This is a genomic window from Enterobacter sp. ECC_219_Taxon_10, assembly GCF_058354905.1.
The window spans coordinates 2,341,786-2,360,034 of sequence record NZ_CM178005.1 but is presented as its reverse complement, the minus strand read 5'-3'; the positions used below and the strand labels follow the sequence as shown (position 1 = coordinate 2,360,034).

1 protein-coding gene is annotated in these 18,249 nt (G+C 62.5%); it reads right to left on the bottom strand.

Annotated elements, in window-relative coordinates; translation table 11 throughout:
* Positions 1–133: 133 nt before the first annotated feature.
* A complete protein-coding gene (locus tag AC4ICF_RS11250) occupies positions 134–18,139 on the bottom strand; it encodes an Ig-like domain-containing protein (RefSeq protein WP_316379099.1) in 18,006 nt (6,001 codons plus the stop codon).
* Positions 18,140–18,249 lie beyond the last annotated feature (110 nt).

Below are 18,249 nucleotides of genomic sequence, written 5' to 3'. Positions count from 1 at the left end.
TACCTTTACGGGGTGATTAAAATTCGAACACTCTTTAAACGAGCCCGCAAAATAATCTTGTGAAATATAGGGTTATGGCTATTCATGTAAAGAAACGCAAAAGACCGCGAGGATCGCTCCCCGCGGCGTTGTTTTACGCAATTAACAGCTGATGGTTCGCCAGCAGCGTTGCCAGATCCGTCTGCACGCCGTTCAGGGTCACCAGGGTGGTTGGCGAGAACTGACCGCCGGTACCGTCCAGGTCAACCTGGATCTCGGTATTGCTGCCGTTTTGCACCACGCGGATGTAATCGCTGATATTGCCCGCGCTGCTGTCCAGCGTGGCCACGCCGTTCACGTAGCTCGCCGAGCCCGTGCCGGTATAGCCGCTGCCGGAGAGCAGATCGCGCAGGTCGATGCGATCCGTGTCCTCGGTCCCTTCCCAGGTGCCGACCGTAAAGCCGTTCACCACGTCGTGACCGTTACCGCCCGTCGCATCCGAGGCGTTGATCAGCTTGTAGAGCAACGTATCGTGACCGCCGCTGCCGATGTTGAAGGTGTCGTTCCCGCCTCGGCCTTCGAACTGGTTATCACCGCTGTTGCCGGTAATGACGTCGTCGAAGTTCGAGCCGTTGATCCCCTCAATGTTGAGCAGTCGTGACGTACCGAACCCGGTGTCCTGCGCGGTTGAAAGGCGCAGGTCAACGGTCACGCCGGAGGTCGCATTGCGGTAATCCACCACGTCCATCCCACCGGTGTTGCTCCAGGTGTCGTAGTCGGAATGGGTATTCCAGCCGCCGGAGCCGTTGTAGGTATAGGTGCCATCCTCTGCAATAAAGGTGTCGTTATACCCGGTTCCGGTAATGGTCCCGCTGCGGCCCCCGGTGGCGGCTTCGGCCGTCAGGACATAGCCCTCTTTGCCGTTGCCCGCCTCCAGGCCGCTCCATGTGACGTTATCCGATACGCCGTTGGTGATCTTCAGGATCTCGGCCGAATAGGTTTCATTCGGATCCAGCCCGTAGAAGCTCACCAGCGCAGAGGTATCGTTTGAACCGATACCGGACTGGGCGTTGATGATCTGCGAGGCCACCAGCACGCCCGCGGCGTTGTACAGATTGACCGTGTTGCCGTAGTAGGCGTTGATGCCCTCGCTGTCGACAATGTGCAGGTGCATCGCGGTACCGTCAGCAATTTTGGCGCTGTTTTGCACCAGCACCACCTTGCCGTTCTGCTGCGACACCAGCAGATCCTTCGCGCCGTCCCAGTTGTAGTCCACTGCCGCCACACCGGTGGCGTAGGCAATACCGGACGCCAGCTGGCTTGAGGTCCAGGTAGAACCGTAACCGTTGTTAGTGAACAGCGTCGCCGTCTGTGAACCGCCGTAGGTGCTGAGCTTGATGATGTCCATCTGCCCGTCCCCGTTCCAGTCCACCGCCACCGACAAATACCCCGCCGTGGCGTTAGAGGCTTCCACCGCGCTCTTGGTGGCAGAGAGCTTCCCGGTACCGTCGTTGTAGTAAATCACCCCGCCATTGTTGTTGTAGCTGCTGCCCAGGTACAGATCCATGTAGCCATCGCCGTTGAAGTCCGCCCACGTCATCGACGCCGCCGTGGTGGTATTCGAGGCGTTCCCTACAAACACGTTGGTCAGGTTCTGGCCGATGGAGAGCGTGCCGTTGCCGTTGTTGTTGATCACGGTTAACGAGTATGCGCCGCTGCGGTTGGTGTGCTGAACCACATCCACGGTGCCGTCATTGTTAATATCGACGCCGGAGATTTCACGCATGGTGGTGAACTGTCCCCAGAATCCCGCGCCGCCGTAGGTGCCGTCAGGCGAGAGAACCCCGTTGTTGTTGATCAGATAGGTAATGGAGTCCGCGCCGGAGTCACCGTACGCCAGATCCAGATAGCCATCACCGGTTTTGTCGTAAGCAATCACGCCGCCGTACCAGATGGTGGTGCCCATTGCCAACTGGCTGGCGTTATAGGTGCTGCCATCATAGGTCCACATCACCTGCGTAGAGCCCGAGTAGGTGGTCTCCGTCGCGAAGATATCCTGCGTGCCGTTACGGTCAAAGTCGGCGGCGGTCTGGCTCACCACGTAGTAGTTACGGGTATTGGTCAGCGTATTGCCGGCATAGGTCGAGCTATCGCTGCTGGAGTAAGACTGGCCGTTAGCGATGATATTCCACAGACCGCTGCTGTTGATGCCGAAGGTCATGGTCGAGTTGTTGCTGTTCCCCGCCGTGGTCGCCCAGTCGGTATTCACCGAGGTGGTATCAATCACCAGGCTGCCCGTCGCCGTACCGGTGGTATTGCCGTTACCCGCGCTGCTCTTCACCTGCGCCGTCACGCTGTAGCTCGCCACGCTCAGGGCGTCGCCGTCCGGGATCTGCAGATACCAGGTGTTATGATCCGGGTCGACCACCACCGCGCCGCCGGTCTGGGAGGTGTAGGTTTTTCCGTTCACCGTTACCACCAGGTATTCACCGTTCACCAGGTCAGCGGAGACGGTACCGCTGACGATCGGCGTGGTGTCCGACGTAGTCTGCGCGGTAATCGCCGCTGTGGTAGTCGGGATGCTGGTATCCACGTTCAGCACGAAGCCATCGGATTCCGTGTAGTTACCGGCCCTGTCGGTGACGCGCACAATGTAGATGTGGTTGCCATCGCTCAGGCCGTTGTCCTGGAAGGACCAGCTTGCGCTGCCATTCATGGTCACCTGGCCGAGCAGAACGCCGTCACGGTAGAGCTGAACAATTTCACCGTCATCCGGGGCGCGGTTAAGCGTCCCGTTGATCAGCGGCGCGTTATCGTCCGTTGCCACCGCACTGCCAAAGGTGCCCTGACGCTCGCCTTCGCCGTCGGTATAGCTCACTACGCTGCCGACCGTGGTAGGCGGCGTGGTGTCCACCGTTACCACCTGCGACGCGGTGGAGCCGACGTTGCCCGCCTGGTCGATAATCCGCACCTGGTAGGTGTAGTCCCCGTCAGGCAGATCGCGGGTATCGGTGTAGCTCCAGCGCTGGTTGGTGACCGTGGCGTCTGACCAGGTATTCCCGCCGTCCAGGCTGATCTGTACGCGCTCGTCGTTTGCCAGCGCGCTGCCCAGCGAACCGTTGATGGTCAGCGTGGTGTCCATGGTGATGAAATCACTGCTGGACTGTCCGGTATCTTCGCTGATGCTGTCGATGGTGATGCCGTACTGCGGCGCCTGGGTATCCACCGTCACCGCCTGCGAAGTGGTTGCCCCAACGTTGCCCGCCTGGTCAACGACCCGCACCTGATAGTTATGGCTACCGTCGGTCAGGGTACGGGTGTCGCTGTAGCTCCACTGCGTACCGCTTACGGTGGCGTACACCCAGGTGCTGCCGCCGTCCACGCTCACCTGCACGAATTCACCCGCGCCGAGTTCTGCGCCGAGCGTTCCGTGCAGGGTGTACGAGGTCGAACTGGTCAGGAAGTCGTTATTGTCGAAGCCGGTATCCACGGTGATGTTATCCACGGTCACCGTAATCGCTGCATCCGGGGCGACCGTATCGACGGTCACCTGCTGATGGGCGCTGGCGCCCACGTTGCCCGCCGCATCCACAACGCGAACGTAGTAGTCATAGGTCTGGTTACCCAGCGTGCGACCGTCCACGTAATACCAGCTGTTGCCGGTGACAATCACGTTCTGCCAGGTAACGCCACCGTCGATGCTGATCTGGGCATACTCACCGTCCGCCAGCGTCGCGCCGAGCGAGCCGTGCAGGGTCAGGGACGTATCGTTAGTGATAAAGTCGCTGCCGCTCAGACCGGTATCGTCGCTGATGCTGTCGATGGCGATAGTTTTACTGGCGTCCGGTGCAACCGTATCAATGGTCACCACCTGGCTGGCGGTGGCGCTGATATTGCCCGCGTCGTCAATCACGCGCAGCTGGTAGTTGTAATCCCCGTCGGCCAGCGTGCGGCCATCAACGTACGTCCAGCTCAGGCCGCTGACGCTGACGTCGATCCAGGTAACGCCGCCGTCCAGACTGATCTGCGCGTGGTCGCCGCTGCCCAGCGCCGCGCCGAGCGTCCCTTTCAGGCTGATCTGGTTGTCGCTGGTGATAAAGTCGCTGCCGGACAGGCCGGTATCCTGGGTGATGGAATCGACCGTAATCGTCGTTGCCACAGGCTTCGTCAGGTCAATCACCACGTCCTGGCTGTCCGTCGCACCCACGTTGCCCGCGTTATCGATAACGCGCACCTGGTACTGGTACGTACCGTCCGTCAGGGTGCGACCATCGGTGTAGCGCCAGCTGGTGCCGGTCACGGTCAGGTCAATCCAGGTGGTGCCGCCGTCAAGGCTGATCTGCGCCTTTTCGTTATTGCCGAGCTGCGAGGTCAGCGAGCCGTTGACCACCACCTGAGCGTCGTTGGTGATGAAATCACTCGCGCTCAGGCCGGTGTCGTTTTGCAGCGAATCAATGCTAATCCCCATCGACGGCGCGGTGAGATCCACCGTGACGGTGTGGTTATCGCTGGCGCTGTTGCCGATGGCGTTGCTGACCTGCGCGTTGATCACGTAGGAACCGCCGTCCGCCAGCGCGGCCACGTCTGCGCTGCCCAGCGTGTAGCTCCAGGAGCCGTCATTCTGCACGGTCGCCGTATAGGTTTTACCGTTCAGGGTGATGGTCACCGTCTGGCCCGCCGGGGCGTCGGTGGTGCCGCTGACAATCAGCGGCGTTCCGTGCTCGGCGGCATTGACGATATCGTCCTGCGCAAAGGTGTTAATGGTGATGGTTGGGACATCGCCGTTCAGCGTCACGTCGTGCGTTGCGCTGCCCGGGTTGCCCGCCCTGTCGCTTACTGAAGCGGTGATGGTGTAATCCCCGTCGCTCAGGCCGAGGAAATCGCGGCCCGGCACGAAGACCGACCACGATCCGTCCACCCCGACGGTCGCCTGATAGCTGTGCCCGTTGAAGGAGACGGTCACCGTCTGGCCCTGTTCCGCCGTGGTGGTACCACGGATCGTCTGGCCCGCCAGCTGCTCCGCGTTGTTGACGATATCGTCATCCGCGACAGTGCTGATGGTCACGGTTGGCGCGACGGTGTCTACCGTTAAGGTATGCGTGGTCTGGCCGCCGTTGCCGGCTTTGTCGTTGACCGATGCGGTGACCGTCAGCGCGCCCTGGCTCAGGGCGGCCAGATCTGCCACCGGCACGTCGAGCGTCCAGGTGCCGTCGTTTGCCACGGTGGCGGTGTAGGTCTTACCGCCCAGGGAAACGGTGACGCTCTGGCCCGCCTCCGCGCTGGAGGAGCCGTGCACGGTCAGCGGCTGCTGCGTTTCAAGCGCGTTCAGCATGTCGTCACCCGACAGCGTCGCAATGCTCACGACCGGCGCGGTGGTATCCACGCTGATGCCGTGCGTCGCCGACGCGCTGTTGCCCGCGCTGTCCTGCGCCGACACAGACACCTGATAGCTCGCGCCATCGGCCAGGGCGCCCACGTCTGCGGCCGGAACGGTGGTCGTCCAGCTGCCGTCGCTCTGGATGGTGGCCGTATAGCTCTTGCCGTTCAGGGTCACGGTGACCTGGGTTCCGCTGGCGAACTGCGCGCTGGAGCCGTTAATCACCAGTGAGCTGCCCGCTTCTGCCGCGTTAATGACGTCATCGCCGCTGATGGTGTTAACCGTCAGCCCGACCGATGCAGTATTGACCTCCACATCGTGGGTGCGGGTGCTGCTGTTGCCCGCGCTGTCGGTAATCGTCGCGCTGAGGGTCACGGTGCCGTCGGTCAGCGCGGAAATCACGCTGGCCGGCACGCCCACGCTCCAGTTACCGCTGGCGTCAACGGTGGTGGTGTACTGGTTCGAACCGATGGTGATGACCAGCTTATCGCCGACGCTCGCGCCGGTTGCCGTACCGCTGACAATCTGCGCCTGCCCGTGCTCCACGCTGTTGATGACGTTATCGCCCGCGACAGCGTTAAAGCTGACGGTCGGCGGCGTGGTATCAAGCGTTATCGTCTTGCCCGCGCTGCCCGGGTTACCCGCGGCGTCGCTCACGCTGGCCTGCACGGTGTAGCCGTTATCCGCCAGTGCGGACAGGTCTGTGCCCGGCACGTTCACGCTCCAGATGCCGCCCTGCTGCACCTGCGCGGTATAGCTCTTACCGCCCAGCGTCACGGTGACCGTCTGCCCGGCTTCCGCCGTGGTGGTACCGGAGACGGTCACGCCCGCAGCCGCTTCGCTGGCGTTAATCACGTTATCACCGGCCACCGTATCAATGGTCACGGCAGGCGCGGTCGTATCCACGCTGTACTCGCGGCCCGCCGAGGCGCTGTTGCCGTGCGCGTTGGTGACGCTCACCTGCACGCTGGCATCGCCCTCTTTCAGGCCCGCGAGATCCGCAGACGGTACGGTTGCCGTCCAGTTACCATCGGCGTCCACTTTCGCGGTGTACGTCTTGCCGCCGAAGGTAACGGTAACGGTCTGGTTTTCCTCCACGTTCGAGGTGCTGCCCGAGAGCACCAGATCCGCGCCCTTCTCCGCCGCGTTAATCACGTCGTCGGTGGCAATCGCATCGATACTGATAGCCACCGCCGCCAGATCGACGGTCACGTCATGGCTGATGGTCACCGGGTTACCCGCCGCGCTCTGGCCTGCAACGGTCACGGTGACCGTACCTGCTGCGAAGGCCGCAACGTCTGCCGCCGGGATCGCCGCGTTCCAGGAGCCGTCTGCCAGCACGGAGGCCGCATAGGTTTTGCCATTGACGGTCACGGTGAGCGTTGTGCCTGCCGCCAGCCCGTCGCTGGTGCCGGAGACGATCAGGTTTTGAGTATGTTCGATGCTGTTGATCACATCGTCGCCCGCCACGGTATCAATGCGCAGACCCGGCAGGCTGGCGTCTATAACGATTTCGCGCTCGCCCGCGCCAGTGTTGCCGTGGCCGTTGGTGACGGTCGCCGATACGGTCAAATTGCCGTTGCCAAGGGCTGTCAGGACGGACTCCGGCACGTTAACGGACCAGGTCAGATCGCTCTGCACCGTTGCGGTGTAGCTGTTGCCGCCGATATTCACGGTTACCGTGTTGCCCGCTTCCGCGTTCGCTACCTTACCGCTGATGGTCTGGCCTGCCGCCACTTCCGCCGCGTTGATGACGTTATCGCCCGCCACGGTGTTGATGGTGACGGTTGGCAGCGCGGTGTCCACCAGAAGGGTCGCCGTATTGCTGATGCTGTTGCCCACGCCGTTGGTGGCGGCGACGCTCAGGGTGTAGTTCGCTTCGCCCAGCCCCGCCAGATCCGCTGCCGGAACGGTCAGGCTCCAGGTGCCGTCTGCCGCCGTCGTGGCCGCGTAGTTTTTACCGTTCAGGGTCACGGTCACCACAGTGCCTTCCGCCAGGTTGGCGCTGGTGCCGCTGACGCTCAGGTCCTGGCCTTTCTCCACCGCGTTCAGCACGTTGTCGCCGCTGATGGCGTTGAATGCCACGGACGGCAGGCCAGTATCGACGGTCACGTTATGCGTGCCGGTGCCGGTGTTGCCCGCCGCGTCGGTGACTGACGCAGTGACGGTTACGGTGCCGTCGCTGAGGCCGGAAATGACGCTGGCCGGTACGCCGACGCTCCAGTTGCCCGCCGCGTCCAGCACGGTGGTGTAGGTCTGGCCGCCGATGGTGACGGTGACCTTATCGCCCGCCGCCGCGCCGGTGGCGGTGCCGCTGACGATCTGCGCCTGAGCGTGCTCAGCGATGTTAATCACGTCGTCTCCCGCCACGGTGTTGATGGTCACCGCAGGCACGGTCACGTCCACCGTCAGAGTGTGATCAACCGACGCCGGGTTGCCCGCCTTGTCGCTGACGCTCGCCGTCACGGTGACGCTGCCGTCGCCGAGCGATGCCAGATCCGTCGCCGGAACGTTCAGCGTCCAGCTGCCGTCCGCGCCTGCGGTTGTGGTGTAGTCTTTGCCGTTCAGCGTCACGGTCACGGTCTGGCCCGCTTCGGCGGTGGTGGTGCCGGAAATGGTCAGATCGGACTGCGCTTCTGCGGCATTCAGAATATCGTCGGATGCCAGGGTATTGATGGTCACGGACGGCGCGGTGGCATCCACGCTGTACTCGCGGCCCGCCGAGGCGCTGTTGCCGTTCACGTTAGTGACGCTCACCTGCACACTGGCGTCGCCATCCTTGAGGTGTACCAGATCCGCAGACGGCACGGTCCAGGTCCAGTTACCGCTGTCGTCTACTGTCGCGCTATAGATTTTGCCGTTCAGGCTGATGGTCACGGTCTGCCCGGCTTCCACGTTGGTGGTCGCACCGGACAGCACCAGATCCGCGCCCTTCTCCGCCGCGTTAATCACGTCGTCGGTAGCGATGGAATTGATGCTGATGGCAACGGTCGCCAGATCCACCGTCACGTCGTGGCTGATGGTAATCGGGTTGCCCGCCGCGCTGTCGCCGGTAACGCTGATTTTGACGGTGCCTTCCGGCCACGCGCTCACGTCGGTGGACGGGATCGCCGCACTCCAGGTACCGTCCGCCAGCACTGTAGCCGCATAGTCTTTACCGTTGACGGTGACGGTCAGCGCCGTGCCCGCCGCCATCCCGTCGCTGGAACCGGTGACGATCAGGTTCTGCGCGTGCTCGATGGTGTTGACGACATTGTCGCCCGCCACGGTATTGACGCGCAGGCCCGGCAGGTTAGCGTCAATGGCAATGTCGCGCTCGCCGGAACCGATGTTGCCGTGGCCGTTGGTGACGGTCGCCGTCACGCTCAGGCTGCCGTTGCCCAGGGCTGCCAGCACGTCAGACGGCACGTTCACGGACCAGGTCAGATCGTCCTGCACCGTTGCGGTGTACGTGTTTCCGCCGAGGGTGACGGTCACGGTATTACCCGCTTCGGCATTCGCCACGGTGCCGCTCAGAGTCTGGCCCGCTGCCACTTCCGCCGCGTTAATGACGTTATCGCCCGCCACGGTGTTGATGGTGACGGTCGGCAGCGCGGTGTCCACCAGCAGGTTCGCGGTGTTGCTCACGCTGTTGCCCACGCCGTTGGTGGCGGTCGCGTTCAGGGTGTAGTTAGCCTGGCCGAGGCCGGCCAGATCGGCGGCCGGAACCGTCAGGCTCCAGGTGCCGTCTGCCGCCGTTGTCGCCGTGTAGTTTTTACCGTTCAGGGTTACGGTCACCACGGTGCCTTCCGCAAGGTTGGCGCTGGTGCCGCTGACGTTCAGATCCTGACCTTTTTCTGCCGCGTTCAGAACGTTATCGTCGCTGATGGCGTTGAAGGCCACCGATGGCAGCCCGGTATCGACAGTCACGTCATGGCTGCCGGTGCCGGTGTTGCCCGCCGCGTCGGTGACTGACGCCGTGATGGTCACGGTGCCGTCGCTGAGGCCGGAAATCACGTTCGCCGGTACGCCCACGCTCCAGTTACCCGCCGCGTCCAGCACGGTGGTGTAGCTCTGGCCGCCAATCGTGACGGTGACCTTATCACCCGCTGCCGCGCCGGTGGCGGTACCGCTGATGATTTGCGCCTGGCCGTGTTCTGCGATGTTAATGACATCATCGCCCGCCACGGTGTTGATGGTCACCGCAGGTGCGGTGATATCTACCGCCAGGTTGTGATCCACGGACGCCGGGTTACCCGCTTTATCGCTTACCGATGCGGTGACGGTCACGCTGCCGTCGGTTAATCCTGCCAGGTCCGCCGCCGGAACGTTCAGCGTCCAGCTGCCGTCTGCGCTGACGGTTGTGGTGTAGTCTTTGCCGTTCAGCGTCACGGTCACGGTCTGGCCCGCTTCGGCGGTGCTGGTGCCTGACACTGTCAGATCGGCTTTCGCCTCCGTCGCGTTCAGAATGTCGTCCGTCGCCAGGGTGTTAATGGTCACGGACGGCGCGGTCGCATCCACACTGTACTCGCGGCCCGCCGAGGCGCTGTTGCCGTTGACGTTGGTGACGCTCACCTGCACGCTGGCGTCGCCGTCTTTCAGGCCCGCCAGATCGGCTGATGGCACCGTGGTCGTCCACTTGCCGTCGGCGCCTACGTTCACGGTATAGCTCTTGCCACCGAAGATGATGGTGACGGTCTGGTTTTCTTCCACATTGCTTGTGGTGCCGGAGAGCAGCAGATCCGCGCCCTTCTCGGCCGCGTTAATCACATCATCGGTGGCGATGGCGTCAATGCTGATGGCGACGCTTGCCAGATCCACCGTCACATCGTGGCTGATGGAAACCGGGTTACCCGCGCTGCTCTGGCCCGTGACGGTCACGGTGACTGTGCCTGCGTTCAGCGCGCTGACGTCTGCCGCCGGAATAGCCGCGCTCCAGGTGCCGTCGGCCAGCACGGTCGCCGGATAGGTTTTGCCGTTTACGGCCACGGTCAGCGTCGCGCCCGCTGCAAGGCCGTCGCTGGAGCCGGTGATAATCAGGTTTTGAGTACGTTCGATGCTGTTGATCACGTCGTCACCCGCCACGGTATCCACGCGCAGGCCCGGCAGGTTAGCGTCTATCACGATTTCGCGCTCGCCCGTTCCGCTATTGCCCACGTCGTTGGTAACGCTGGCTGACACGGTCAGATCGCCGTTACCCAGCGCGGTCAGCACGTCGGACGGCACGTTCACGGACCAGGTGAGATCGCTCTGCACCGTTGCGGTGTAGCTGTTGCCGCCAATCGTCACAGTCACGGTGTTGCCCGCCTCAGCGTTCACCACCTTACCGCTGATGGTCTGGCCGGCTGCCAGCTCCGCCGCGTTAATAACGTCATCACCCGCGACGGTGTTGATGATAATCCCCGGCAGAACGGACTCGACGATCACGGCGTGCGACGCGCTGGTGCTGTTGCCAACGCTGTCCGTCGCCGACGCGGTGACGGTGTAAAGCGCCTCGCCCAGTTGACCTACCTCGCTAGCCGGAACGGTGGTGGTCCATTTTCCGTTGCTGTCTACCTGCGCGCTGTACGCTTTGCCGTTCAGCATCACGGTCACTACCGCGCCCGTCGCCAGGCCGGAGGCCGTACCGGAGATCGTCAGTTCCTGGGTTTTCTCGGTATTGTTGATCACATCGTCACCGGAAACGGTGTCAATGGTCAGCACCGGCGCGGTCAGGTTCACCTCCACGCCGTGCGTGGCGCTGTTGCTGTTGCCCGCCTTATCGGTCAGCGCCGCGGTAATGGTGTAATCCCCGGCGGTGAGAGCGGTAACGTCTGCTGCAGGTACGCCCACGCTCCAGTTGCCGGAGGCGTCCAGGGTGGCGGTGTACGATTTGTTATTGAGGGTAACGGTGACCACGTCGCCCGCAGCCGCACCGGTCACGGAACCGGTGACAATCAGGGCCTGCGCGTGCTCGACGCTGTTGATCACGTCGTCGTCGGAAACGGTGTTAATGGTCAGCTGCGGGACGGTGGTATCGACCAGCACGTCGCGATCCGCAGAGGCCGGGTTGCCCGCCTTATCAGACACGGCGGCGCTGATGGTGTAGCTACCGTCGCTAATGCCGCTCAGATCCGCGGACGGCACGGTCACGCTCCAGCTGCCGTTTGCCTGCACGGTGGTGCTGTAGTCCACGCCGTTCAGCGTCACGGTAACGGTCTGGCCCGCTTCGGCGTTGGTTACACCATTAACGACCAGATCCTGCTGCGCCTCGGCCGCATTGATGATGTTATTGTCGCTGACGATCTCGATAGACACCGTCGGCGCGGTGGCGTCCACGCTGTACTCGCGGCCTGCCGACGCGCTGTTGCCGTTCACGTTGGTTACGCTCACCTGCACGCTGGCATCGCCGTCCTTCAGGCTGCCCAAATCGGCAGACGGTACGGTCGCCGTCCAGTTGCCGCTGGCATCCACGGTCGCGGTGTACGACTTGCCGCCGAAGGTGATGGTGACGGTCTGGTTTTCTTCCACGTTGGTGGTCAAGCCGGACAGCACCAGGTCCGCGCCTTTCTCCGCCGCGTTAATCACGTCGTCGGTGGCAATCGCGTCAATGCTGATGGCGACCGCCGCCAGATCCACCTTCACGTCATGGCTGATGGAGACCGGGTTGCCCGCCGCGCTATTCCCCTCGACCTTCACGGTGACCGTGCCTGCGCCGAGCGCGCTGACGTCTGCAGCCGGAATGGCCGCCGTCCAGGTGCCGTCCGCCAGCACGGTTGCGGCGTAGGTTTTGCCGTTGACGGTGACTGTTAACGCCGCGCCCGCTGCCAGGCCGTCGCTGGAGCCGGTGATAATCAGGTTCTGAGCGTGCTCAATGCTGTTGATGACATCGTCGCCCGCCACGGTATCGACGCGCAGGCCCGGCAGGTTGGCGTCAATGGTGATGTCGCGCTCGCCGGAGCCGGTGTTGCCGTGGCCGTTGGTGACGCTGGCTGACACCGTCAGATCGCCGTTACCGATGGCGGTTAAGACCGTGGACGGCACGTTGACCGACCAGCTCAGATCGTCCTGAACGGTGGCAGTATACGTATTGCCGCCGATTGAAATAGTGACAGTGTCACCGCTCGCCGCACCGCTCACTTTGCCGCTCAGGGTCTGCCCGCTAGCCACTTCCGCTGCGTTAATGACATCGTCCGTGGCAACAGGGTTGATGGACACCTGCGGCAGCGCGCTGTCGACCAGCACGTCATGGCTGGCGCTTGCGCTGTTGCCCGCCGCGTCGGTCACTGCTGCCGTCACGGCATAGTTCGCTTCGCCCAGCGCAGCAACGTTTGCCGCCGGAACGGTGACGCTCCAGCTGCCGCTGGCGTCGGTAGTAGCGGTGTAATTGATGCCGTTCAGGGTCACCGTAATGGTGGTACCCTCAGGCTGGTTGCTGGTACCGGACACCTGCAGATCCTGACCTTTCTCGACGGCGTTAATCACGTCGTCACCCGCCAGGGTATTGATGGCAATGACCGGCGCGGTCAGGGAGACGTCAAACTCGTGCGTCGCGGTGGTGCTGTTACCGGCATTATCGGTGAGGGTCGCGGAAATCGTCTGGTCGCCGTTTGTCAGCGCACCCACGTCCGTCGCCGGAACGCCCACGCTCCAGCTTCCGGACGCGTCCAGCATGGCGGTGTAGTCTTTGCCGTTCAGGGTGACGGTAATCACGTCGCCCGCCTGCGCGCCCGTCACCTTACCGGAGACGATCAGCGCCTGGCCGTGCTCGGCAATATTCACGATGTCGTCGCCCGCAACGATGTTAAAGCTAATCTGCGGTACGGTGGTATCCACCAGCACGGAAGCATCCGCGCTGGCCGGGTTGCCGGCTTTATCGGAAACGGAAGCGGTGACCGTGGCGCTGCCGTCGGAAATACCCACCAGATCGGCTGCCGGCACGTCCAGCGTCCAGCTGCCGTCCGCCTGAACCTGCGCGCTGTACTGCTTGCCGTTGAAGTTCACGGTGACCGTCTGGCCCACCTCGGCAGTAGAGGTCCCGCTCAGGGTCAGATCCTGCGCCGCCTCTGCCGCGTTCAGCATGTTATCGCCGCTGATGGTGTTAATCGTGACCGTCGGCGCGGCGGTATCGACGCTGAATTCCTGCGCAGACGAAGCCGCGTTGCCGTTGACGTTAGTGACGCTCACCTGCACGCTGGCGTCGCCGTCTTTCAGTCCACTCAGATCGGCTGCCGGAACGGTGTACGTCCAGTCGCCGTTGGCATCCACCGTCGTGGTATAGGTTTTACCGGCGAAGGTGATGGTTACGGTCTGACCCGCTTCAACGTTGGACGTGGAGCCGGAAAGTACCAGGTCCTGGCCTTTTTCCGCCGCGTTGAGCACGTTATCGTCGGTCACGCTGCTGATGGTGATGGCGACAGGCGCGAGATCGACGTCCACGACGGTGCCGATGGTCACCGGGTTGCCGGAGGCATCTTTTGCGCTGGCGCTGATGGTGAGCGAACCGTCCGCCCACTGTGACACATCGGCCGCTGGTACCGCGGCCTTCCAGGTGCCGTCCGCCAGCACGGTGGCGGAATAGGCGTTGCCGTTAATGGTCACCGTGACGGTGCTGCCCACTGCCAGATCGGTGCTTGAGCCGGACACAATCAGGTTCTGCGCGTGTTCGATGACGTTAATGACGTCATCGCCCGCCACGGTATCAATACGCAGGCCCGGCAGCTGGGCGTCGATGGTGAAGTCCAGCGAAGACGAACCGGTATTGCCGTGCGCGTTGGTAACGCTGGCGGATACGGTCAAATCGCCGTTGCCGAGCGCGGTTAGCTGGCTCTGGGTTAACGGCAGGCTCCAGGAGAGATCGTCCTGCACGGTTGCAGTGTATGTCTGGCCACCAAGAGCGATCGTGACAGTGTCACCTGGCGCCGCATTCGTCACCTTGCCGGTCAGGGTTTGCCCTGCAGCCACTTCCGCCGCGTTAACGACATTGTCGCCCGCCAGCGCGTCGATCGTTACAACCGGCAGCGAGCTGTCCACCAGCACGTCGTGTGAGGTTGAGGCGCTGTTGCCCACGCTATCGGTGACGTTCGCCGTCACGGTGTAATTCGCTTCGCCCAGCGCGCTGACCGCGGCCGCAGGCACGGTCACGCTCCAGTTGCCGCTGGCGTCAGCGGTGGCCGTATAGTGGATACCGTTCAGGGTCACGGTAATGGTCGTGCCTTCCGGCTGGTTGCTGGAGCCGGAGATCTGCAGATCTTCGCCTTTCTCCTTCGCATTGATCACATCGTCCGCCGCCAGCGTGTTAATGCCGATAGCTGGCGTCACGGTATTCACCACCACGTCCAGTGAGCTGCTGCCGGTATTTCCGGACTGGTCGGTCACGGAGACGTTAATGGTCCAGGTGCCGTCCGCCAGCCCCTGCACGACGGACGCGGGCAGGCCGAGGCTCCAGTTGCCCGCCGCGTCCACCACGGTGGTGTAATCCACGCTGTTAATGGTGACAGTCACAAGATCGCCCGCTGCCGCGCCGGTGACGGAGCCGCTCAGGATCTGCGCCTGTGAATGGGCGAGCTGATTAACGGTGTTGGTGGCGGTGACAAACTCGTTAATGGTTACCTGCGGTACGGTTGCGTCCACCAGACCCACGCGATCGGCGCTGCTGGTGTTGCCCGCCACGTCGCTGACGGTTGCCTTCACGGTAACAATGCCGTCTGCCAGCGCGCCCACGTCGGCCGCGGGCACGCTCAGTTGCCAGGTTCCGTCCGCCTGGACGGTGGTCTGATAGTTTTTGCCGTTCAGCGTCACGGTGACCGTCTGGCCAGGTTCCGCCGTGCTGCTGCCGCTTAACGCTAAATCCTGCTGCGCTTCCGCCGCGTTGATAATGTTGTCGTCGGTCAGGTTATCGAGCGTAATCGCCGGAGGCTGCGTATCCACCGTGACCACGCGCGCGGCGTCCGCGCTGTTGCCGCTGATGTTAGTGACGCTGACGCTCACCTGCGCGCGCCCGTCAATCAGCGTTTCCATGGCGCTGGCGGGCACGGTCAGGCTCCAGGAGCCATCCTGCTGCACCTGCGCGGTAAAGGTCTGGTCGGCAAATTTCACCACCACGGTTTGCCCCGCCTCCACGCCCTGCGTCTGGCCGGAAAGGGTTAAATCACTGCCTTTTTCAGCCGCATTCAGCAGGTCATCGCCAGAGACGGTATCAATGGTGACCGCCACGGCGTTGAGATCGAGTTCAATCGGGTGTTCAGCCGCAACGGTATTGCCCCAGGCATCTTTTGCGCTGACGCTAACCGTCACCTCTCCCGCCGTCCAGGCCTGCAGGTCCGCAGCAGGAACACCAATGCTCCAGCCGCCGCTGGCAGTAACCACGGCGTTATATTCGACGTTGTTAATGGTGACGACGATCGTCGTGCCCGCGGCCAGGTGGGTGCTGGCGCCGGTGACGGTCAGGTCCTGCTGCTGCTCGATGGCGTTGATAACGTCATCGCCGGAAATGGTGTTTACGCGCAGCCCCGGCAGTTCCGCGTTGATATTGATATCGCGCTCGCCGGTGCCGGTATTACCGTGCGAATTGGTCACCGATGCGGTGAAGGTTAAATCACCGTCGCCAAACGCCTGAAGATCCGCTGACGGGATTTTCACGCTCCAGGTCAGATCGCTGCCCACCGTGGCGCTGTAGCTCTTGCCGCCCACGGTAACAGACACCGTATCGCCCGCCGCCGCGCCGGTAACGCGGCCGCTGAGGGTTTGGTCCACGCCCGCTTCGGCGTTATTGACCAGGTTGTCGCCCGCAAAGGTGTTGATAATAACCTGCGGAAGCACGGTATCCACCAGCAGCGTCGCCCCGGCAGAGCCGCTGTTGCCCACGCTGTCGGTGCCGCTGACGCTGACGGTGTAAAGGGTGTTCGCCAGATTCAGGACGTCGGACACCGGCACCTGGACCGCCCAGATACCGTTTTCGACGGTAGCGTGATAGTTGACGTTGTTCAGCGTCACGGTGACGGCGCTGCCGTCCGGCAGGTTGCTGGTTCCGGTCAGGCTCAGCGGCTGCATCGCCTCCCGGGCATTCAGCACGTTGTCCTGGCTGATGGCGTCAATCGTGAATTCCGGCGGGTTGCCGCTCAGCGAAATGCCGTGCGTGGCGCTACCGGTATTCCCCGCCGCATCAGTGACGGAGACGGCAATGGTGTGGTTGCCCTCACCCAGCGCGCCGATGACGGAGGCAGGAACGCCCACGCTCCAGCTGCCGTCTGCCTGTACTACGCCGGTGAAGATCTGGCCGCCAACGGTCACGGTGACGACATCCCCTGCCGCCGCGCCGCTCGCCTGCCCGGAAATAATCTGCGCCTGGCCCTGCTCGCCGGTGTTCAGAATGTCGTCACCCGCGACAGTATTGATGGTGACGACCGGCGCGGTGGTATCCACCGTGAAATCTGCAGTCACGGACGAGCCGTTGCCCGCTTTGTCACTGACGTTCACCGTCAGGGTATGGTTTCCCTCATTAAGGGCCTGCACCTCGCTGGCCGCCAGCGTGACGGACCAGGTGCCGTCGCTGCCCACCGTGGTGTTATAATTTTTGCCGTTTAGCGTCACCGTCACAATCTGCCCGGCTTCCGCGTTGGTTTTACCACTCAGCGTCAGCGGCTGGTTGTGCTCGGCGGCATTAATGATGTTGTCCTGCGCGAGCGTATCGACGGAGAGGGTTGGCGCGGCAGTATCCACGCCAATCGTCTGGCTTCCGCTCACGGTATTCCCCGCCGCGTCTTTGCCGCTGACGTTGACCGTCCAGGTGCCGTCGCCGAGCGCCTGCGCGTCTGCCGCAGGCACGTTAACGCCCCACGCGCCGTCTGCCCCCACCTGAGCGGTGTAGGTTTTACCGTTCAGCGTCACGGAAACGTCGGTTCCCTCAGCCAGATGCTGGCTGCTGCCGGAGAGCGTAAAGCCTGCGGACTGTTCGCTGGCGTTAATCACGTTGTCCCCCGCCGTTGTCGCCAGCGCAAGCGTGGCCTCAGCCGTGGAAACGGTCACGGTGATGCTGCCCGCAGAGGTGGTTTTACTGCCGTCGATCTGCACCACTGACCAGGTGTGCTCTCCGTCGGCCTGGGTCGGAAGTTTTACCGTCCAGGTACCGTCTTTACTGACCATCGCGCTGGCGATGGTGCTGCCGCTGCCGTCTTTAATCTGGATGGTCGCGCCCGGCTGACCGGTACCGCTAAAGGTCGGCGCGTTGTCGTCCGTGATCGCGTTTGCGCTCAGTACTCCCTGCTTGTCGCCCACCTTGTCCGACAGCAAAAAGGTCGGCGTGGCGCTTTCTACTTCCTTCGTATTATCAATAACTTTGGTTTTTGTTTCGCCATCTCCGCCGTGGGCCAGCAGGGCGCCAATAGCACCACCGCCTAATGCCGCCCCTGCAATCCAGCCCCACGGCGCATCGCTCAGGACGCTTCCCTGCTCCAGGAAGGGTTCAATGCTGCTAATGGGTGTGGCCTGCGCGGATAATTCAGTGACGGCAACGCCTGACGCTTCACCGGTATCGGCAAAAGAGATATGAGTCAGCTCCTGCCCGTCGTTGAACACCAGCTCTGACTGATGTTGGGTGTCAGGATCTTCGACAAAATAGTTATTGCAGCGAATAACACTGCCGTCCTTCATATAAATGAGAAGGTCTTTACCCTGGCGGACATAACGCACCACGTCCTGAGCAGAACCCTGAATTTCAATCACGCTCGGCGATGAAATTGACACCGACAGATTTCCTTCGCCGGTTAATTTCGTTTTCTCCGCCGTTTTACGAATGATGACATCAACAACCTTTACGTTACTCATATTCTTCTCCTTGCAGGTGTACGAATTCCTGTGGATATGTCCACCAGACGGATGTAGCTATCCCTGGGAAAAAACACCCATTATTTTCAGACTTATTTCGCGCAGCTATG